Annotated in this window: 22 protein-coding genes; 16 read left to right on the top strand and 6 right to left on the bottom strand. The window is 45.4% G+C overall.

Annotation, left to right across the window (positions count from 1 at the left end):
* Positions 1–62: 62 nt before the first annotated feature.
* Positions 63–1361, bottom strand: coding sequence for a hemolysin family protein (locus DHX103_RS00765; RefSeq protein WP_422123377.1), 1299 nt, complete (start codon positions 1359–1361; stop codon positions 63–65).
* Between the two features lie 178 nt (positions 1362–1539).
* Here DHX103_RS00765 and DHX103_RS00760 point away from each other — a divergent pair, with 178 nt between their 5' ends.
* From DHX103_RS00760 to DHX103_RS00750, 3 genes are read left to right on the top strand one after another with little or no spacing between them, the layout of a single operon-like run.
* Complete coding sequence (locus DHX103_RS00760; protein ID WP_422123376.1) at positions 1540–3111, top strand: amidohydrolase; 1572 nt, start codon at positions 1540–1542, stop codon at positions 3109–3111.
* Between the two features lie 2 nt (positions 3112–3113).
* The gene (locus tag DHX103_RS00755) at positions 3114–3833 is read left to right on the top strand and encodes an SDR family NAD(P)-dependent oxidoreductase (protein ID WP_422123375.1); all 720 of its coding nucleotides are present in this window, start codon (positions 3114–3116) and stop codon (positions 3831–3833) included.
* 42 nt (positions 3834–3875) lie between these two features.
* A complete protein-coding gene (locus DHX103_RS00750) occupies positions 3876–4085 on the top strand; it encodes a hypothetical protein (RefSeq protein WP_422123374.1) in 210 nt (69 codons plus the stop codon).
* 54 nt (positions 4086–4139) lie between these two features.
* On the opposite strand, the gene DHX103_RS00745 is transcribed toward DHX103_RS00750, so the two are convergent.
* Positions 4140–4940 (bottom strand): TIGR00266 family protein, encoded by an 801-nt coding sequence (locus DHX103_RS00745; protein ID WP_422123373.1) that lies wholly within the window; start codon positions 4938–4940, stop codon positions 4140–4142.
* A gap of 605 nt (positions 4941–5545) precedes the next feature.
* On the opposite strand from DHX103_RS00745, the gene DHX103_RS00740 reads away from it, so the two are divergent.
* From DHX103_RS00740 to DHX103_RS00730, 3 genes are all read left to right on the top strand, one after another.
* Positions 5546–5803 carry a hypothetical protein gene (locus DHX103_RS00740; protein WP_422123372.1) on the top strand — a complete coding sequence of 86 codons (258 nt, stop codon included), beginning with the start codon at positions 5546–5548 and terminating at the stop codon, positions 5801–5803.
* Between the two features lie 193 nt (positions 5804–5996).
* On the top strand, positions 5997–6203 hold the full coding sequence (locus tag DHX103_RS00735) for a hypothetical protein (protein ID WP_422123371.1): 207 nt from the start codon (positions 5997–5999) through the stop codon (positions 6201–6203).
* A gap of 93 nt (positions 6204–6296) precedes the next feature.
* On the top strand, positions 6297–6521 hold the full coding sequence (locus tag DHX103_RS00730) for a hypothetical protein (protein WP_422123370.1): 225 nt from the start codon (positions 6297–6299) through the stop codon (positions 6519–6521).
* A 119-nt stretch (positions 6522–6640) separates the two neighbouring features.
* On the opposite strand, the gene DHX103_RS00725 is transcribed toward DHX103_RS00730, so the two are convergent.
* The 3 genes from DHX103_RS00725 to DHX103_RS00715 all read right to left on the bottom strand — a co-directional run bounded on the left by DHX103_RS00725 (position 6641) and on the right by DHX103_RS00715 (position 8038).
* Entirely contained in the window at positions 6641–6850 is a 210-nt protein-coding gene (locus DHX103_RS00725) for a hypothetical protein (RefSeq protein ID WP_422123369.1), read from the bottom strand.
* 105 nt (positions 6851–6955) lie between these two features.
* Entirely contained in the window at positions 6956–7345 is a 390-nt protein-coding gene (locus tag DHX103_RS00720) for a ribonuclease HI family protein (protein WP_422123368.1), read from the bottom strand.
* 3 nt (positions 7346–7348) lie between these two features.
* The gene (locus DHX103_RS00715) at positions 7349–8038 is read right to left on the bottom strand and encodes a queuosine precursor transporter (protein ID WP_422123367.1); all 690 of its coding nucleotides are present in this window, start codon (positions 8036–8038) and stop codon (positions 7349–7351) included.
* 145 nt (positions 8039–8183) lie between these two features.
* Here DHX103_RS00715 and DHX103_RS00710 point away from each other — a divergent pair, with 145 nt between their 5' ends.
* Positions 8184–8378 (top strand): zinc-finger domain-containing protein, encoded by a 195-nt coding sequence (locus tag DHX103_RS00710; RefSeq protein WP_422123366.1) that lies wholly within the window; start codon positions 8184–8186, stop codon positions 8376–8378.
* A gap of 59 nt (positions 8379–8437) precedes the next feature.
* On the opposite strand, the gene DHX103_RS00705 is transcribed toward DHX103_RS00710, so the two are convergent.
* On the bottom strand, positions 8438–8647 hold the full coding sequence (locus tag DHX103_RS00705) for a cold shock domain-containing protein (protein WP_422123365.1): 210 nt from the start codon (positions 8645–8647) through the stop codon (positions 8438–8440).
* Positions 8648–9064: 417 nt separating this feature from the next.
* On the opposite strand from DHX103_RS00705, the gene DHX103_RS00700 reads away from it, so the two are divergent.
* From DHX103_RS00700 to DHX103_RS00660, 9 genes are all read left to right on the top strand, one after another.
* Entirely contained in the window at positions 9065–9700 is a 636-nt protein-coding gene (locus DHX103_RS00700; RefSeq protein ID WP_422123364.1) for an HD domain-containing protein, read from the top strand.
* Entirely contained in the window at positions 9697–11580 is a 1884-nt protein-coding gene (locus DHX103_RS00695; RefSeq protein ID WP_422123363.1) for an ABC-F family ATP-binding cassette domain-containing protein, read from the top strand. Before DHX103_RS00700 ends, DHX103_RS00695 begins: the two co-directional genes overlap by 4 nt.
* 336 nt (positions 11581–11916) lie before the next feature.
* Positions 11917–13050 carry a conserved virulence factor C family protein gene (locus DHX103_RS00690; protein WP_422123362.1) on the top strand — a complete coding sequence of 378 codons (1134 nt, stop codon included), beginning with the start codon at positions 11917–11919 and terminating at the stop codon, positions 13048–13050.
* Positions 13051–13200: 150 nt separating this feature from the next.
* Positions 13201–13503, top strand: coding sequence for a hypothetical protein (locus DHX103_RS00685; RefSeq protein WP_422123361.1), 303 nt, complete (start codon positions 13201–13203; stop codon positions 13501–13503).
* Positions 13504–13603: 100 nt separating this feature from the next.
* A complete protein-coding gene (locus DHX103_RS00680) occupies positions 13604–14038 on the top strand; it encodes a BrxA/BrxB family bacilliredoxin (protein ID WP_422123360.1) in 435 nt (144 codons plus the stop codon).
* Entirely contained in the window at positions 14038–14835 is a 798-nt protein-coding gene (locus DHX103_RS00675; protein WP_422123359.1) for a class I SAM-dependent methyltransferase, read from the top strand. Before DHX103_RS00680 ends, DHX103_RS00675 begins: the two co-directional genes overlap by 1 nt.
* A 332-nt stretch (positions 14836–15167) precedes the next feature.
* Positions 15168–19124 (top strand): PxKF domain-containing protein, encoded by a 3957-nt coding sequence (locus DHX103_RS00670; RefSeq protein WP_422123358.1) that lies wholly within the window; start codon positions 15168–15170, stop codon positions 19122–19124.
* A gap of 301 nt (positions 19125–19425) precedes the next feature.
* The gene (locus DHX103_RS00665) at positions 19426–20019 is read left to right on the top strand and encodes a YpjP family protein (RefSeq protein WP_422124695.1); all 594 of its coding nucleotides are present in this window, start codon (positions 19426–19428) and stop codon (positions 20017–20019) included.
* Between the two features lie 73 nt (positions 20020–20092).
* Positions 20093–21037, top strand: a complete 945-nt coding sequence (locus tag DHX103_RS00660; protein ID WP_422123357.1) for a thymidylate synthase — start codon at positions 20093–20095, stop codon at positions 21035–21037.
* The last annotated feature ends 10 nt before the right edge of the window (positions 21038–21047 follow it).

Here is a 21047-nt window from a genome sequence, read left to right as displayed (position 1 = left end):
CCCGCCGAGAAAGAGCGCTGCTCCTCCTCGGCGGGGGTTTTCATGTTTTCTCTACATTATTGCTATTCGTGCTTCACCAAAAGCAATTGGATAATCTGATGGTTTTCCATTTCTTTTACAGTAATCGTGTGGCCGGGGAGATCCACTGAGCCGCCTTCGACGATTTCGGTGTTCATCATTTGTACCCAGCCGCCGATGGTGTCGACGTCTTCACTGTCATAGAAATTCAGTGCAAAGCGTTCTTCGAGGTCGGACAATAATACCCGACCGCTTAGAAGGTAATTATGCGGGTCCAGCGTTTTAATCTCATCGGCTTCGTCTTCATCAAATTCATCGCGGATTTCACCAACGATTTCCTCTAAAATATCTTCCATTGTGATAACACCGGCTGTGCCGCCGTACTCATCAACAACAATCGCCATATGGATATGCTCTTTCTGCATTTTCACCAACACATCCTGTATTGGCGCCATATCGTGAAGGAAGGGGATATTATGGATCACGACGCTCTTTTTCAAGTCCATTTGCTGCGTATAATTGGTCAGCATTTCTTTGACATTGATAAAGCCGATGATATCATCTTTATCCCCTTGCTCGGTGACCGGGTAGCGGGTGTATTGATGCTCTTTGACAATTTCCATGAGGTCGGCATGATCCATTTCCAGCGAGATGGTTTCCATTTGCGTTCTGGGAATCATGATGTCCTTGGTCATTCTTTCATCGAATGAAAAAATGTTTTGGAGATAGGAAAGTTCTGTTTGATTGATTTCACCGCTATTATAGCTTTGCGTCATGATGATTTTCAGGTCCTCTTCAGAATGGGCATTGTCGTAACCGACGTTATCGATGCCGGCAATCCGCAATATCCCTTTCGAAGTGCCGGTCATCAGACGGATGGCGGGTTTCATTAGCATGCCGAAAAAATAGAGCGGCTTTGCAATTTTCAGGGCAATGTCCTCAGCATTTTGAATGGCCATGGACTTCGGAGTCATCTCACCAATTACCACGTGGATAAAGGCGATGACCGCAAATGCCACACCGAACGATAAGATCGTGATGATCGGTTCCGTAAGGTTGGCCAATTCAAATAGCGGGCGAAGCATCTGTTCCACTGCCGGTTCGCCCAGCCACCCGAGTCCGAGGGCGGATATCGTAATGCCCAACTGGCAGACTGACAGATAGTAATCCAGGTGATCAAGTATCTTTTTCGAAGTCGCTGCGTTCTTATTGCCTTCTGAAATCAATTGATCGATGCGTGAAATCCGAACTTTGATAATCGAAAATTCGGCTGCCACAAAAAAAGCTGTAAGCGCTATTAACAGCACCATAATAGATAAATTTAAGATAAGTAAACTGTCCAATTAACCCTCCTGTTTAAGGAGGTTCACCTCTGCTTTCCAAATATGGAACAATTATAACATATACCGCTTTATCATATGGCAACGAAGGGTCCAGGAGGGATTTTTGAAATTTAACGGCGGAATTATTGAATATATTGAGATTTCAACTTATTATGAATGAGAGAAGAGGAGTGATCATTTGAAATCTTTATGGCACGGTGGAAAAATTTATACAATGGCGGCAGAAGGAGAAACAGTGGAAGCTGTTCTGGTTTCTGACGGAAAAATAGAAGCTATAGGTTCCTATGATGAATTAAAAGAGGCGGCAGATCAGGAAATCGATTTGAAAGGGAGAATACTTTATCCCGGATTTGTTGACAGCCATATGCACATGATCGGGCACGGGGAAAAATTATTGCGGGTCGACCTTTCTAAAATCGATTCTTCCGAAGACATGAAACAGCAATTGATAAAGTCCACAGCGGGTCTTGCGGAAGATCAATGGTTTATCGGAGAAGGATGGAACGAAAATAACTTTCTGGATCGCAAGATATTCCACAAACATGAACTGGATGAAATTTCGGTTTCGCCGATGTTGCTGAAGCGGGTGTGCAGACATGCCATCCTGGCAAACTCGAGCGCTTTGGCTCTGGCCGGCATAACGAAAGACACACCAGACCCGGAAGGCGGCCTCATCGTGCGTGATGCAGACGGTGAACCCACAGGCTATCTGTTGGACGCGGCTCAGGAGCTGGTAGCGAACGAAGTGCCCGAGGTAAGCGTCGAATATCTGACGCAGGCTTTGCAAACCTCTGTCGATGATCTGCTGGCGCTGGGTCTGACTGGCGCACATACAGAAGACATGGGCTATTATGGCCATTATTCAAAGCCATTGCAGGCATTTAAAAATGTTTTGGGGAATCAAACGAAGTTCCGGGCACATTTGCTGCGGGCTCATAGTGCCTTCGAGGAAATGATGGATAACGCCAGCTACCTGGAGCCATTCGTGGATCCGGGTCCGATGAAAATTTTTGCGGATGGTTCCATCGGCGGCCGTACCGCATTGCTCAGCAAGCCTTATAACGATGATCCTTCCACGATTGGAGTGGCGATTCACGCCGATGAAGAATTGAAGCGCCTGGTTTCTGTCGCCCGAAAGCATGGTGAAGCGATTGCCATCCACGTCATTGGCGATCTCGGAATGGAAAAAGCGCTGGATGCAATCGAAACTCATCCTGCTCCAACAGGCAAACGCGATCGGTTGATCCACAGTATGGTGCTGCGGGAGGATCTGGTAGTGCGGATGGAAAAACTGGATGTCGTTCTTGATATTCAACCCAGCTTTGTGACATCGGATTTCCCCTGGGTTGTCGAACGGCTCGGAGAAGAGCGGCTCGAATGGTCTTATACATGGAAGAAATTATTGCAGCGTGGGCTGATGTGTGCAGGAGGTTCTGACGCACCGATAGAAGAAGTGGACCCGAAACAAGGCATCTATGCGGCAGTAACACGGCGCGAGCCAAATGAGCGGCATGAAGGCTATATGCCGGAAGAAAAGTTAAGCCGATATGAAGCGATTCAGCTTTACACAAGCGGCAGTGCAGCGGCGATTTGCAAAGAAGATTCAAGAGGGTTGATTGCCCGGCATTTTGATGCAGACTTCACTATTTTTGACAGGGACCTGTTTGAGGGAGATGAAGAGCAACTGCTCGAAGCCCAAGTTGAGCTGACTGTCGTAGCCGGTGAAATCATGTTTGAAAGGGGCCGTTGAGGATGGATGCATATATCGTAACCGGGGCATCCAAGGGAATCGGCCTAGCCCTCAGCAAAGTGCTGGCAGAAGAAGGGCACACCGTTTTTGGTGTTGCCCGTTCGGTGCCGGAAGATTGGCCAGGAACGAAATTATTTCCTTTTGATTTATTGGACAACCTGCGCATTCCGGATTTGGTGAAGGATATTATTGCACATCTTCCTGCCGGCTGTGATTCTGTCACGCTGGTCAACAATGCCGGAACGGTAACGCCGATCGGTTTTGCAGGCAATAACGATGCGGCTGACATCAGCCAAAGCATTGCCTTGAACCTGACTGCGCCGATGGTTTTCAGCGGCGCCTTTATTAGCGAAACGGCAAAACTGCCCGCCAAAAAGAGGATCCTCAATGTGTCATCGGGAGCTGGAAGGAAGGCTTATGAAGGATGGAGCGCTTATTGCGCCGGCAAGGCGGGCCTGGATCATTTCAGTTCCTGTGTGGAAAAGGAATACGAAGATGTAAAAGTATTGTCTGTTGCGCCAGGAATCATTGATACCGATATGCAAGGGGAAATCAGAGAGAGCTCTAAAACGGATTTTCCGCTGATTGAGAATTTCAAGAAGTATAAGAAACAGGGAATGCTCAGTACACCGGAAGAGACAGCACATAAACTCGTGGGCCTTTTGCAAAGAGAAGATGTGGATTCGCTCGAAACGATCCTGGATATCCGGGATTTTGACTAAAGGGGGCAGCAACCCGAATTTATCGATGAAAGGAGACCGATAATGAACTCAATACCCTCGAACATTCTCGCATTGCTGGCGGATGCCGATCACGCTGGAGTGAACATGAAAAGCCCGAAAGCTGTTGTCACTCATCTGTTGGCGCATGGGGAAAAAGAATCGATTCTCTATTTCTACAAACCGAACAGCCTGGAGTTCGATTTTGATAAATACAATAAAGCAGTTGAAATTATGAAAGAGCAGAAAAATTAGCAAAAACGTCTCCAACAGCCAATTCCAGGCTGTTGGAGACGTTTTTTGGTGTTGCTATTTGCCGCCAAGAAGGTCGAACAACCCGCCGGCAGCGCTTCCTTCACCTTTCGAACGGCCGGCTGGATTTTGCGGAGCAGCGGCGAATACTTTACTGGCAAGACGGCTGAACGGCAATGATTGCACCCATACGCTGCCGGGACCGCGCAGTGTTGCTAAAAATAGTCCTTCGCCGCCAAAAAGAGCGGTCTTGACACCCGACACCGTCTCGATATTGTATTCCACATCGGACGTCATGGCGACGAGGCAACCGGTATCAACTCGCAGCACTTCACCTTTTTGCAGATTTTTTCGGGACAAGGTGCCGCCGGCATGGATAAATGCCATGCCATCGCCTTCGAGTTTCTGCATGATAAAACCTTCGCCGCCAAAGAATCCGGTGCCGAGTTTCCGCTGAAATTCAACGCCAATGGACACGCCTTTGGCTGCTGCCAAAAAAGCATCTTTCTGGCAGATGATTTTGCCGCCCAGCCTGCTCAAATCCAGTGGCACAATTTTCCCAGGATAAGGGGAAGCAAATGAGACGGTGCGTTTTCCGCTCCCTTGATTGGTGAAAGCCGTCATGAACAAACTTTCACCGGTAATAATTCTTTTGCCGGCACCAAGCAATTTGCCCATCACTCCGCTATTATTGCTGCTTTCGGAACCATCTCCGAAAATCGTGTCCATGATAATGCCGTCTTCCATCATCATCAACGAACCGGCTTCAGCTATGACTGTTTCATTTGGATCCAATTCCACTTCAACGAATTGCATATCATCCCCGTACAATTTAAAATCGATTTCATGATTATTCATCTTCTGCCTCCTCTATTTATTTTGGGTCTCTTTCTACTATAGCCATAAAATTGGTGGAAATGAACGATTACTTTTACTTTGATTACCATATGATTTATTTAAAGTGCTATATATTTTGAATTAATAAAACTAGAGTAACTGATATTCCGCAAAACAGCTTCGAAGACATTAGCCGACGCTTGCGAGGCTAAGTCTTTGCGACGAAGCAGCGCAGCGATGCAGGAGCACGGTTTTTATACCTAGCTAAGTTAGTGTACCAACAGAGTGGATCTTGACTTCGTCGGCATTCGCCTGCTCCCCATGGCGTCTTCGCTGTTTTGCTCCATATCTCTAGGGAGTTCTCTCAGCACCGGTGCGCTCCAAAAGCAGGCGAATGCCGACAGAGCAAAAGATGAGTGGTTTTCTCGGCTTATTGCGACGAGCTTGCGCAGGAGCCATAATCTGTGCCTTGTCCAAAGCACCGAAGCGGCATATTTATCGAATTCTTTAAATCAACCTATATCATAATAATTGTGCTCCTCTTTGCAATGCGCGCAAAGACTATATCGAATGTTCCGAAAACATGGTAAGATTTAAGAAAATCTGTTTATGGAAGAAGGGAAGAAATGGGAACCATTTTATCTTTGGCAATCATAGCAATTGCCATCTTTGCCGCTTACGCTTTAAAGAAATTTTATGACCGCCCTTATATCGTAAATTTTGCACTGGCAGCGATGCTGTTGTTGATTGTCGTCAGAACCTTAATGTTGCAGCCAATCACCGGTCTTGGCTATGCGGCAATAGTAATTTGTACCATAGCAGGAATATTTCAGGCATTTCTGGGGTTCAAAAGCATCAAAGCAACGCAACAAATGGAAGCATAAATTCAAGAATCCCATGAAGGGGTTCTTTTTTTTATGGAAAAATGCGGATTCATAAACTTTTTGTCCTGTTTTATTGCGCTTTTATACAATTTTTTTGAATTTTTAGAAAGTAGGTCTTTCATATCAATCTGAATATTGTATAATGGATATAATAGCATGCTGAATATACATATCCTGATTGAGGAGGGGTTTTATGGAGCCGAGGCGAAGCAGGAAGGAATTCCGGAAAACAAAGCACTTTAAAGAGACCGGCCTATCCAATGGCGTAGCAAATTTGGATTCCAAACCGCTTGACCGTGAAGGCAGTAAATTTCTCGATTTTCTGATGCACATTTTTCTCTTTGTATTGGGCGGTATTATTTTATGTGGAATGCTTATAGCTGTTCTGACAGTCAACTGAAGTCGGAAGGTTAACGCTGATGAATAAAAATGAAAAATGAATGAGTTGCTGGTTTTTAATCCGGAAAGTAGGTGCTCTATGAGGAATTCAACGATGATTGCCTTATTTGTATCATTATTTTTGTTAATCGGATTTCCCATGATTTTCATCATCATTTCAATGTTCACCGATCAATGGATTTATCTGTTTTCCGGATCAGTGCCGTCGATGCTGGCGGGGACAGCCGGTATATTTTTCATTCTGCAGCATGTTAGAAATAATAGCACCGAAGAGGGTGCGGCTCTGGAGAGCACAAACGAAGATGAATCGTACCAGTAGGCTTGGGGACAAAATAAAAGCGGACGACAGAGATAACCCTGTCGTCCGCTTTTATTTTGGGGCATGCCATTATTCTTCGATGGACAACCTGTGTAGCTTATCATCATCGTATGTTCCTGCTACTTTTTCTGGTTATCCTGCTGTCTTCCACTGAATAGCGTATACAGGTTATAGATGGCAAAAACGACTGCGACCGTCACGATTACAATAGAAATAATCGGATAAACAGAAGGACCATTGTCCATGATGTCGCCAATTCTGGTAAAAATGATCCAAGGTCCGATAACGAGGATAAAAATATCAAGTGCAGTGCCTAATTTAGTTCTCATGATTTTCCTCCAATAGCTTATAGTCCCTTTATCTTATCAGAAAACGCAGCCATCTTGGTAAATGAATGAAAAAATATGGTGATTTCTATAATTTGTAAAAACATTTCATTTATTCGAGCGAAGGGCATTGCCTGCTAAATCATGAGCGGCCCGGTTCTGGGAATCGGGAATCCACTTGATAAAGCAATGGGAAAACGACTTCGACAGCGCTAAGGCTTCGTCAAGCAGCGGCTTGTAGTTCGGGTTTTTGATGAATTGCCGTTCAAACGCATCGACGACCACTTTGGAATCCGATTTTAAGGAAACCATCTCCGTGGTCAACTCTGCAGCCAACTCCAACCCTTTCACCAGTGCCGTAAATTCCGCCACATGATTGTCCATTTCACCGACAAATTCACTCTTTTTGATCAAATGGCCTTCACCGCGGATAAAAATGCCGACTGCACTGACATTCGGTGACCCGGCAGTAGCAGCGTCGATGAAAACTTCAAGCATTGGCTACACCTTCTTTTCGTCAATCGGCGTGATCCATTTTGCAAGATACCCAAAAGGTGTATCCAGAAGTGACACGATAAACTTGAGAATATACGTTGAAATGAAAATTTGCAACCAGACATCGAATGGAAAGACACCGTAAAATGCGATGCTGGTGAATATCAACGTATCGAGCAATTGGCTCAGCAAAGTGGAACCGTTATTGCGGATCCAGAACTGGCTGTCTTTTGGAAACAATTTCCGAAGAGCGGAGAAGATTATGACATCGATATGCTGGCTTGCCAGATAGGCAATCATGCTGGCAACGGCAATTTGCGGCACGAGCCCAAAAATCGTTTCCAGAGAACCGTGGGCAAAATCGCTGTCATCCGGAATAAACTTCAATCCGAATTGCATGGCGATGACCATGAAGAGCAGCGAGAAGAAACCAAGCCAAACCGCTTTCTTCGCTTCCTTTTTGCCATATTTTTCATTCAAAATATCTGTTGCCAGAAAAGTGGAGGCATAAAGGCTGTTTCCGAGTGTTGCCGTCAGACCGATTATTTCAATCGTTTTGGTTACCTGAATATTTGCCAGGATGGTGGACATAGCAACCCAGGCAAACAAACCAGCTTTCCCAAATAGCTTATACATAACGATAAGCATTATAAAATTGACCAGGACAAAGCCCAATCCTAAAAATTCATTAAACAAACTATTTCCTCCTTAGTTTTGATAAAGCGGGAGTTTACGAACCGCTTGGATAGTAAAAATTATCCCTAGATAGTATAACTATTGTTGGTATAAAAAACAAACACGTAGTAAAATGATGAAACGGCAATTTACAAGAGGTGAGCAAGTGGACAAATTATCAATTATCAATGAAATAGATGAAATGCTGGCATCCTATTGCGAAGGCTGTTTTGTCAGAACACAATTACGGAAAGAGCAGGGCAAAACCGCTGCTCACAGATTCTGCATCAGCAATTGCACGATTGGCACACAGCTTCAGTTTTTGGGCAGCGAATTAAATAAAATCGGCACCAATAAATAAAAAGCAGAATCGGCTCGGCCGATCCTGCTTTTTGCATTTCTTCATTATAATAGAGATTTTTATTCTGAGTCCAGCTGAATTACGTTTGCGGCTTGTGGACCACGATTTCCATCAATAATCTCGAATGAGACGGGTTTTCCTTCCAGCAAAGTGCGAAAGCCTTCACCTTGTATACCGGTAAAGTGGACGAAGACGTCGTCTCCATCATTATACTCAATAAAACCATAACCCTTTTCCGTGTTAAACCATTTCACTATTCCCTGGTGCATGCACGTTCCCCCTCGGTATTGAGTACTTTCGTGGTACCATTAATATAGTATTAATGGATGGCTTATACTATACAGGAAGCCCGCCAAATCGTCAATTTCACCTTTGAAAGAAGAGGGATATTACTAGATAAAGTGAAGTGATAAGTTAGCGAAGCCGATATTCCGCAAAACAGCTTCGCTTGCCTGGGGGCTCGCGCTGAGCTAACTCGGTCTCGTTTCACTTCGCCCGAGTGGATCTCAGCACTTCGCTTGGTCCCCATGGCGTCTTCGCTGTTTTGCTCCATATCTCTAGGAAGTTCTCTGAGCGCCATCACGCCACAGGGTTGAGCGGTGGCATTGTCATAGCCGCCGAAGCGTCCTATTTTTGCAAATTCTAAAGTTTAACTTATATAGATCGAAAGCTGGAGGAGCGGACAAATGACAGAGCAGATAATCGACAAATGCAGAACACAAGTCAAAGCAATTTATGATACGTTCGATGCCAGCCACGATTGGCAGCATATTGAACGGGTTCTTGGCAATGCAGAGCGGATTATGGAGCGGGAACCGGCAGATGCTATAATTGTGGAACTGGCAGTTCTGCTGCATGATGTGTCGGATCCCAAATACAAAAAGCAAGGGGAAGATCCAGAAAAAGAAATTCTGGAATCTCTCGGGCTTTCAGAAACAGCGAAGTCGCAAATCACGGAAATCATCCGCCAGGTCTCTTTCAAGGGCGGCAACGGGGAAGCACCGTCCAGCATGGAAGCGAAAATCGTCCAGGATGCCGACCGGCTGGACGCGATCGGCGCCGTGGGAATAGCACGGGCTTTTGCCTACGGCGGAGCAAAAGGGCGCAAACTGTATGACTGGGCTGAAAAACCGCGAAACCACATGAGCGAAGAGGAATATCGAAACAAACCGACCAGCAGCGCAACTCACTTTTATGAGAAGCTATTGCTGTTGAAAAACAAGATGACTACGGAAACAGGGAAGCAAATAGCTGATGAACGCCATCAATTTATGCTATCCTTTTTAGAGCAACTCAAAAAAGAAACGGATGGTAATGCATGAGCCACTTAAATATGACGAAACTGACCAAAACGGTTGGAGCAAAAACTTTATTCAAAAATGTTGAATTTTCATTGTACCCGGGAGACCGCGCCGGCTTGATTGGCGTCAACGGAACCGGAAAGTCGACGCTTATGTCGATAATTGCAGGCGAGATGGAAGCGGATTCGGCTTCGATGGATCACCCGAAAAAGTATGAAATCACCTATTTAAAACAAGATCCGGAATTTGATGAATCGCTGACTGTACTGGAAACGGTTTTCTCGGGGGAATCCCCGATTCTTCAATTAAACCGCTCGTACGAACAAGCGTTGAAAAACATGATGACGGATTCCAGTTCCACGGAACTTCAGGATGAATTGATGAAAATCCAGGAAGGCATGGAACGTGAAAATGCCTGGGACATCAATGCGCTGGCCAAAACGGCGCTGATGAAACTCGGCATTGATATGTTCGACAAATCGATCGGTGAATTGTCTGGCGGCCAGCGTAAGCGTGTGGCACTTGCCAAAGCGCTGATCGAACCGGCTGATTTGATCCTGCTGGATGAACCGACCAACCATCTCGATGCCATTTCCACTGAATGGCTGCAGGAAACGTTGCTGCGGATGAATTCGGCTATGCTGTTTGTAACGCATGACCGCTATTTCCTGGATGCCGTTTCAACGCATATTTTTGAAATCGCTGACCAGACCATGTATACACATAAAGGGAATTATGGAGATTATTTGGAAAATCGTGCCGTGCGTGAAGAAATGGCGGCCGCTTCTCAGCATAAACTTGAAAACCGTTTCCGCTCGGAACTGAAGTGGATCCGCCGCGGCGCCAAAGCCCGGTCGACCAAACAGAAAGCGCGGATTCAGCGTTTTGACGAAATAAAAGAAAATGTCCAGAAAGAAAATGACCATACATCGCTTGAATTGTCGATGCAAAGCCAGCGACTCGGCAAGAAAATCATTGAAGGCGAAAACGTCGGCATGGCGTTTGGCGACAAACAGATTTTCAGCGGTTTTGACTTCCTCTTGCAGGGCGGGGACCGCATAGGAATCGTTGGCCCGAACGGAGCGGGGAAATCCACGCTGATGAAATTGATCGCCGGGGAATACGAACCGACGGAAGGCAAGCTCGAATACGGCAGCACGGTCAAGATTGCCCATTTCACTCAGCATTTGCCGGAAATGAATGAATCCCAGCGGATGATTGAATATATCCAGGAAATTTCCAATGATTACGAAGCTGAAAAAGGGGTTCGTCTGTCCGCAACGCAAATGCTCGAGCGCTTCCTGTTCCCGTCAAACGGCCACGGCACGCAAATCGGCAAATTGTCCGGCGGAGAGCGCAAGCGTCTGTATCTACTGAAATTATTGATGGAACAACCGAATATCCTGCTGTTGGATGAGCCGACGAACGACCTCGACATTCAGACTTTGGGTGTGCTGGAAGATTTCCTTGAACAATTTCCGGGTGTCGTGCTGACAATTTCGCATGACCGTTTCTTCCTTGACCGGATTGCCCATAAACTGTGGACGACCGGCACAGGCAAAATTGAAGAATACCAGGGTCTCTATTCAGAATTCATTAAAGAAAAACCAAGTCCAGTGACAGAGGACAATAAAATCCCGGTGGAAGCATTGACGCCGGAAAAACCAAAGAACGAACCGAAAAAGAAAATGACTTATAAAGAACAGCAGGAATTCGATACGATTCTGGAAGACATTTCTTCATTGGAATCGAAAATTGAGGAACGTGAAAATGATATCGCAGCAGCTGGAGCAGATTACGACAAACTGCGCAAACTGACGGCGGAAGTCGATGAACTGAAGGAACAATACGACACAAAGCTGGACCGCTGGACGTACCTGCAGGAAATTGCTGAAGGATAAACTTTCAAAGAGTGAATTTTAGAATTAGCATAAATAGAACGCTTCGACGCTTTGGACAAGGGTAAAGATTATGCTCCTGCACGAGCTCGTCGCAAGAGAATTCTCTAGAGATATGGAGCAAAACAGCGAAGACGCCATGGGGAGCAGGCGAATGCCGACGAAGTGCAAGATCCACTCTGTTGGTACACTAACTTAGCTAGGTATAAAAACCGTGCTCCTGCATCGCTGCGCTGCTTCGTCGCAAAGACTTAGCCTCGCAAGCGTCGGCTAATATCTTCGAAGCTGTTTTGCGGAATATCGGCTACTGGAGATTTTCATTTAATAGGAGGGATTTTAGTGAAGATCAAAGCGATTGAACCGACACCAAGCCCGAATACGATGAAAGTGATAATAGATCAGGAATTGCCATTTGGGAAGAGCCATAATTACAGCCAGGACAAAAAAGAAGACGCACCTAAAGAAATCCGCAATATCCTGTCGATCGAAGGCGTAAAAGGCGTTTACCACGTAGCCGATTTTCTGGCAGTGGAGCGCATAGCCAAATTTGGCTGGGAAAATATTTTGGCGGACGTCAGACGGGCGCTCGGCGAAGACAGTGAAAACAAGGATCCGGAAATTGAGCTGGATGAACATTACGGGGAAGTTTATGTCCACGTGCAGGAATTCAAAGGGATTCCATTGCAGGTAAAAGTTTTTGACAATAGCTCCGAGGAACGTTTTGGCATGCCGGAGCGTTTTGTCACCGCAATGAGCATTGTCATGGACCCGACTGAAGAAAACTACCTGCTGCAGCGCAAATGGGCTGATTACGGTGTAAGGTACGGAGAAAAAGATGAAATCGGCAATAGCGTCGTCGAAGAAATCGAAGCCGCTTATCCGCAGGAACGCCTTGATGCTTTGACGCAAACAAAAGATGCTGAAAAACAGGAAGCCGTGTCCCGCGGCCGCAAAGTGACGGCTGAGGAATTTGACGTGCCTGAATGGGAAACGCGCTTCCAATTGCTCGATCAGATGATTGAAGCCGATCTGGATGATCTGCCATTATTGGATAAAGCGCTGGATGATGAAAAAATGTCCATCCGCCGCCAGGCTGCGATTTACCTTGGTGACATCGGGGACAAAGCGGTGGTGCCGTTTATCGAACGGGCAATGAAGGACAAGAGTTGGGCGGTTCGCCGTACTGCCGGTGACACAATCAGCGATTTGGGCTTTGAAGAATTCGAGCCGATAATGATGGAAACATTAAAAGATAAAAACAAACTGGTTCGCTGGCGGGCTGCGATGTTCTTATACGAAACAGGAACAGAAGCGGCGCTGCCTGCGCTTCATGAAGCTGAAAACGATCCGGAGTTTGAAGTGAAACTTCAAGTGAAAATGGCGATTGCCAGAATCGAACAAGGTGAAGAAGCGGAAGGTTCTGTCTGGAAACAGATGACCGAAGCACGCCAGGCGATGAAAGATCAAAAATAATTCGAATAGATCTATGACAGCCAGCGGCAATGGGAGCCGCTGGTTTTTTTACGGCCATAAATGCTCCCTGAATGTTTCCATGAGCTTCGAAAGAGGTATTAGCAACTAAAACAGCTATTATTTTGTTAAATCTGTTGAGGAGGAATTAAAATGGAGGGGAACATATTTTCAATCGAAATACTCAGCCAAGGGAAATATGAATCGTGGGAGTTTAAGGACGAAGCGGCGCGTGATGAATTGTTCAAAAAAATAATGGACCTTTTCCGGGAGCACGCGATCACGGAAAAGGGTGATGAAGTCGATGACGCCAGCATTTTGCAATTATCAGCGACCAGCCTGAAAGTCAAAGAAGACGGCAATGTCGATCAGCAGGTGCCGTACGAATGGTATGACGCAAAACAATTCGGAGCGCTTCTCGATTTCATTAATAATGAATACCCGAAATACGAATAGCCTGTTTTGCATGAAATCACCTTTAGTTTCCGTTAGAATGGAATCAGGGAACTCCCTGTTATAATGGGAGTGTGATTAAAAAATAAAGGTGGTAGACGATATGAATGCATACGATGAGTATATGAAAGGCATTGTCGTACCAATGCGCAAAGAACTGACGGAACAAGGTTTCAAGGAATTACTGACAGCGGAAGACGTAAATGGCCATATCAGTGAGGCTGGCGGCACCACGTTGGCGGTCATCAATTCAGTGTGCGGCTGTGCCGCAGGGTTAGCACGTCCTGGAGTTATTGAAGCTTTGAACAAAACGGCAGCAAAACCGGATCATTTAGTGACGGTGTTTGCCGGACAGGATAAAGAAGCGACTGCACAGATGCGCAGTTATTTTGAAGACGTGCTGCCATCTTCGCCGTCAATCGCTGTTTTGAAAGACGGACAGCTTGCGTATTTCATTCCGCGCGAGCAGATTGAAGACCATTCAGTCGAAGAGATCCGTGACAACCTTGTCCAGGCACTGGAACAGGTTGCAGAATAATGAAAACGATTGTCACATCAGCATACCGGCCGACTGCAAAAATACTTGCAGAGGCCGAAAGGATTGCTGAGGAATTGGATATCCCATTTATTGTCCGCAATAAACGTTCGATCGAGAAGATGCATGCCGATGAACAAGCGGATATTCTGGTGGCAATAAACGAACGGCTTGAGCTTTATCCGATGGGTAAAGCGGAGCCGTTCTTTTTTCACCCGAATTCAGCGGCTTTCCGGACGAAACGTCCATTGTCATCCGATCCGCTTATCGAAGTTTCCGGCTTGAGTGAAGGGGACAGCTTTTTGGACTGCACCATGGGGATGGCATCCGATGCCATCACGGCTTCACAGCATGTCGGTGCGGAAGGGAAAGTCGTCGGCTGTGAAAGCAACCCGAATATCGCCTATGTCATCGGCACAGGCCTTCAGCGCTATAATTCCATGCCCCATTTGACGGAGGCCATGAAACGAATTCAGGTGCAGGCGGGAGATTCCATCGCGTATTTAAAAGCGCTGGAGGAGAATTCTTTCGACGTCATTTACATGGACCCGATGTTCACAGAGGAAATTACAGAAGCTTCAAACTTTTCCCCGATTCGCAGCAGCGCCCATATGGGGCAGCTGACGGAAGAATGGGTGGAGGCAGCGAAACGGGCTGCGAAAAAAGCGGTCGTGTTAAAAGCCCATTTCCGCTCACAGGATTTTGAGAAATTCGGTTTTACCCGGCGCGTCCGCCCGAATACGAAATTCCATTACGGAGTCATCAGGTTAAATAAGTCTTCCGGTGATCTCATTGAATAACTAATTATTGCCCCAACAAGGAGCTCGTGGCTCTTTGTTGGGGATTTTTTCGTTGTTTAGTAAATATCTAGGCATTTATACGTGTGTATTAATAGAAAATCAAACATAATAGGAAAATATTAATATCTAAGTAATCTGAATTATCTATTTATTAGATAAAGTTAATGCTATAATCATTTTTAAGACCGCATGCACTACTATTAGACTAGTTCAATAGTATTGATATGTTGTTTTTAAAAAACTATAAGGAGTGATTTGCCTGGGGAAATGGTTTTGCAGCGATTTATGCCAATTGCAACGACAAGTTTTATTCAGTAGAAGGAGGAGATAGAATGGGGAAAAAAGCGGTTAGATTGTTTGCTGTGTTAATGATTTTAATGCTTTCGGGCGTGTTGACGACAATTTCGGCGATTGCATATGAATTGGTTGTTGTCCCGGAATTTCAGGTGACTACAGACAAAGTTATTGAATTGAAAAAAGGAGAAACAACAAAAATCAATATTCTTCTGTCCTATAGTAATGCTCATCACAACAACACTAAAGGAACCATTAGTGTTGATAGTCTATTTGAAATCCAAGGTGATCATGTATCTTCCTCAGTACCGAAATCTGTTTCATTTGAAGGAGCCAGTTTCGAATCTATTGTTGAAGGTACCATTAACATAGGAAATGCGAATCCTGGAACCTATGAGTTGCAGGTAAACACAGTTATAACAAATACCGGTAATGGCAACCATAAACTCGAAAACTACCAATCAGATAAGATATCTGTGCGAGTCCTCCCAAGCGATACCACTGCACCAGTCGTGAACATTACAAATCCGGCCGACGGTGGTTTTTATAATTCTGCGGAGTTGCCGGACGAGCCAGCTTTCACTGTTACAGATGAAAGCGGCTACGATAGCAGTATCAGCGGATGGAGCAAGAGCGAAGGAACTCATTTGCTGACGGTTTCCGCGACAGATGCCCATGAAAATTTGGGCAGCGCATCCGTAACATATACAGTGGATGACACACCACCAACAATCACCACCCAAATTGAAGACGGCGGAGTTTATAATTCTGCATCGTTGGAAGATTTGGTGGACAGTTATTATACAGTTTCCGACAGCAATCTTGAATCATTCTTTGGTGACCCACTTTCGCTGGAAGACGGTGAACAGAGCGTGAAAATTGTTGCTGCTGACAAAGCAGGCAACCAAAGCGACAAAGTCATTTCTTATATGATCGATAACGAATCACCAGCCATCACATTCCAGTTCCAGGATGGCGGATTCTACACTTCTGATAATTTCCAGAAGTTCAACCCGTATTTTGAAGTGACAGACAGCAATTTGGACAGCAATTCAATAACTGCTTCTGACGCTGGATTGGCTGAAGGTACACAAACGGTCACTGTATCAGCAGCCGATCAGGCGGGAAATTCCAACAGCGCTTCAGCAAGCTACACTATTGACGATACCAAGCCAGAAGTAACTTTCAATTTGATTGATGGTTTTTATTACAACGAATCTGCCCTGGCAGCGGTCGGTGAATTCTATACCGTCAGCGACCTCAACTTGTTCAGTTCGGACGCCACTGGCTTCGGTTCGGCGGATGGCAATTATACAGCCGTCGTAACGGCTCAGGACAAAGCAGGAAATGTCACGGGAAAAACGGTGAGCTATGTTGTGGATACGACATCACCAACGATTCAGTTCGATGCGGAAAAATTGGCGAATGGCGGTTTCTACCAATCAGCATATCTTGAAAATCTGGCAGACTTCTATTCAATAGAAGATACTAATTTGGATGAAGCAAGCACCACAGTATCTTCATTCGAGACAGCTGAAGGAACTCACACATTCTCCGTTTCAGCTATGGACAAAGCCGGCAACAGAAGCGTTGAAACTGTATCTTATACAGTGGATAATTCAGCACCAGAATTGGTGTTCAATGTGGAAGAGGGAGCATTTTACAAGTCTTCAGATCTTCCTGAAACTTATTTTTCGGCTTCTGATAACAACAAACTGACTAGCGTTGTTGCAGATTCCTTTAACAAAACGGAAGGAACACATGTATTAGAGGTTACTCTTATGGATGCAGCTGGTAACAGCACAACAGGCACAGTTTCCTATACCGTGGATGATACCGCTCCTGTTGTATCCATCAGTGAACCAGCAGACGGCGGATTCTATAATTCTGCAGACTTACCGGATCAGTTGAAGTTCACAGTGGACGAAACCCATTCTTTCACAACGAACATCCTCGGCTGGAATAAAGAAACCGAAGGAACACACACGGCAACCGTTGCCGCAACGGATGTTGTCGGCAATATCGGGGAGGCTTTTGTAACGTATACAGTGGACAACACATCTCCGGAAATCACGTCAGTTTTGGTCAACGGCGGCTATTACAATGCGGAAACGCTCCAGTCTCTCGGGGTTTATTACGAAGTTTCAGATTTGAACCTTAAAGATGAAAGCGTCATTGCCAGCGAATTGGTTCTGACAGAAGGACCGCAGACTGCCGTAATTAAAGCAGTCGACAAAGCCGGGAATTCATCAGAAAAAACAATCGAATATACAGTGGACAATACGAAACCGACGATTGCTTTCCAATTCAATGACGGAGGTTTTTATACAACAGAAGATTTCACAGCATTTGACCCTTATTACACAGTCGAAGATGAAAACCTGGATGAAGGTTCCATTGAAGATTCGGGCGTGAGCTTTGCAGAAGGCCAAAACAGTCTGACTGTAAGCGCATCGGATTTGGCTAAAAACGCCAATTCAGCAACAGCAGACTACACAATCGACAATACCGATCCGGAAGTTTCGGTAACTTTGGAAGAAGGTAAATATTATAACCTGGGATCACTCGAAGCACTGGGTCAATATTGGTCAGCTACGGATGCGAATTTAGAAGGAGTCGATGCGGACAAACTGGCTACAACTGATGGCGCCCATACGGCGACAGTGACAGCAATCGATAAAGCAGGCAATACGACAGAGGTTTCCGTGAACTATATCGTCGACAACACGCCGCCTGCCATCCTATTCGATGAATCTGTTCTGAAGGACGGCGGATTCTACACAGCTTCGTATCTTGATGCGCTGGTTGAAAAACCCTATTCAGTGGTTGACGCCAATCCGGCTTCCGACAGCGCAAGCGAATTTGTCTATGAAGAAGGAACGCATGATTACACAGTGACGGCGACAGACCAGGCAGGCAATGTAACCGCCAAAACCATTTCCTATCATGTCGACAACACCGCCCCGGTGATCCAGATCGACTTGGCTGAAAATGGCGTTTACACATCGCAATACCTGAATGATTTTGGGCAGTATTATGCTGTTTCTGACAACAGCAACGAAACTGTACAGGCCACAGCGGATCAGCTGGAAACAGGAACTGATGGAACTTTCACTGCCACTGTTACGGCAACAGATCTCGCGGGCAATAGCTCTTCCGCTGCTGTAACTTATACGGTGGATGATACAAATCCGGAAATTACTTTCCAGCTGGTTGAAGGGAAACATTATACTTCTGCATCATTGGAAGCGGCAGTTACAGGCCATGAAAACTACTACACGGCTTCTGACACACATCTCATTTCTGTTCAAGGTGACCCGTTGGAAACGGCGGAAGGCAAGCACGAATTGTCTGTGGAGGCCGTAGATGCAGCAGGCAATAAAACAACAGCGTTCATTTCATATGTTGTTGATAATACTGCACCGACTTTCAGCGGATTACAGGGCTTGTTCGATGGACAGCGCTTCCTGACTGGACAGGATGTAGATGTGATACCGGTCATTGCCGATAATTTCGACGAAAATATCAGCGTTGAAACGGTCAAACTGGATACATCTAAAACCGGCAAACAAACGGTTACTGTCACGGCAACAGACCAGGCCGGAAATTCCGCCAGCTACACAATGTCGTACCATGTGTATGATTTCAGCGGTGTCCTGCAACCGTTTAAAGCAGATGGAAAAAACGTGTTCCAGAAAAACAGAACCGTGCCAGTGAAATTCCAGATCTTTGACGGCAGCAATTATGTGCAGGATGCATCGGCTACGATTCACCTGGTCAAAGTTTCGGATACAGCTGAAGATGGCGAAATTCAAGTAACTTCAACATCTGGCGCGTCCGTTGGCAACTTGTTCCGCTATGATTCAAAAGATGAGCAATACATCTTCAATCTTGGCACAAAGGAATTGGAAAAAGTTCAATACAAAGCGGTTATTACAATCACTTTGGATGGCAACAAGATATACAAGGAGTCGGCAACTTTTTCCATTAAATAAGAGCCGTTTCCGGTAGCGCAAAATAAATAGAGCCGCCCCTAATTTAACCTAGGGACGGCTCTATTTTGTTGGAAATTTTAGTCAGTAAAGCTTAAAGATGTTAAGTACACTAGCATTAGCAGGAGACCTAGGCCAATAAGGATTGATGTATCCATAAAATATTTCCTCCTTTTTCAAAAAACAGCGCGTATTTGCTGTTTTTATTGTACAATGAAAATCAAGAAGATGAAACCTTTACCAATATAATTCGTCTAAATAACGACCAGGTGTACACAAATTGTCGAAATTGAAGGTGATTGTGATGAAAAATTGGTGGCGAAAATCGCTTGTGGTCGCAGTAGCAGTCTTGAGTCTCGGTATGATACCTCCCAACCACACGATCTGGGAAAATCTGCTTGAGGAGAAGACGGAACTCAAAACCCATGCCGATAAAAGTCGGAATACTCAAATTACATATGATTGGCTTGATCCATCGGAGTTCTATTATAATACGTCCTCGATTCTGGACACGGTCCACGAGACTGCAGAGCAACAGGCGTATATGAAGTTCGGTTCACGCATCGGTCCGGTGATCGAAGATGAATTCAAGACGGCCATTTTGCCGAATATCCAACAGGCGATCGATTTGCATCTGGCTCAGGTGGATAACGACAGCTTGCGCAGGCTTGCCATTTCCCAGAAGCCTTCGGGCGACCATTCGGAAAAGATTTTCCATATTTTTGATACAGAAACCAATAAGGACAAAATCCGCTTCCACGTAAGAACTGAGAAAAAGCCGATGGAAGGCTATTATTTCAATTTCCATTACCATCTGGAGGAAGATGATTTTCAGCAGCATATCACTTTGGGCGATATCTATTGGTCCAAAAATACTCCGCCGAAATGGCTTTCTTAAAAACCGTTATATTTATAACGGTTTTTTTGTTATTCTTTTTGTTATGATGAATCTTATAATGGAGGCGAATTAGATGAAACAATATTTGGATCTATGTGAGCATATACTTGAGAACGGGACGAAAAAAGATGATCGAACGGGTACCGGGACGCTGAGTGTGTTCGGTTACCAGATGCGTTATGATCTTGCGGAAGGTTTTCCGCTGATGACGACGAAGAAAACAGCATTCCGCCTGATTGTGTCTGAGCTTCTGTGGTTTATCAATGGCGATACGAATGTTAAAACCTTACTTGAAGATAACAATCATATATGGGACGAATGGGCTTTTGGCCAGTGGGTTTCCAGTAAAGAGTATGACGGACCGGATATGACCGATTTCGGACGCCGCGCCCAAAAGGACGAACAATTTGCCGCTCTATATAAACACGAAATGGCGAAATTCCAGGTGCGCCTGCTTGAAGATCCATCGTTTGCTGAAAAGTACGGAGATTTGGGGCCTGTCTACGGCAAACAATGGCGTTCATGGCAGACGACGACCGGTGGCACAATTGATCAACTGAAAAACGTCATTCAATCCATTAAAAAAAATCCGGACTCCAGACGCCATCTTGTAACCGCCTGGAATCCCGAATTTGTCGACGATATGGCTTTGCCGCCGTGCCACATCATGTTTCAATTTTACGTAGCTGACGGCAAATTATCGTGCCAGCTGTATCAGCGCAGCGCGGATGTGTTTCTCGGCGTGCCGTTCAATATCGCTTCCTACGCGTTGTTGACGCATTTAATTGCAAAAGAATGCGGCCTTGAAGTCGGTGATTTTGTGCATACGACAGGAGACACCCATTTGTATGTCAACCATCTGGAGCAAGTGAACGAGCAGCTTAGCCGTACGCCGAAAGAGCTGCCGACATTGAAAATAAATGAAAATGTGGAATCGATTTTCGATTTGACATTGAATGATATCAGCCTCGAAGGCTATGATCCGCATCCACGAATATCAGCACCCGTTGCTGTCTAGGGGGAAATAG

This window comes from Planococcus daihaiensis (genome assembly GCF_049262615.1).
Taxonomy (GTDB): Bacteria; Bacillota; Bacilli; order Bacillales_A; family Planococcaceae; genus Planococcus.
The sequence above is the reverse complement of the archived record's forward strand: the minus strand, read 5'-3'. Positions and strand labels throughout refer to the sequence as shown.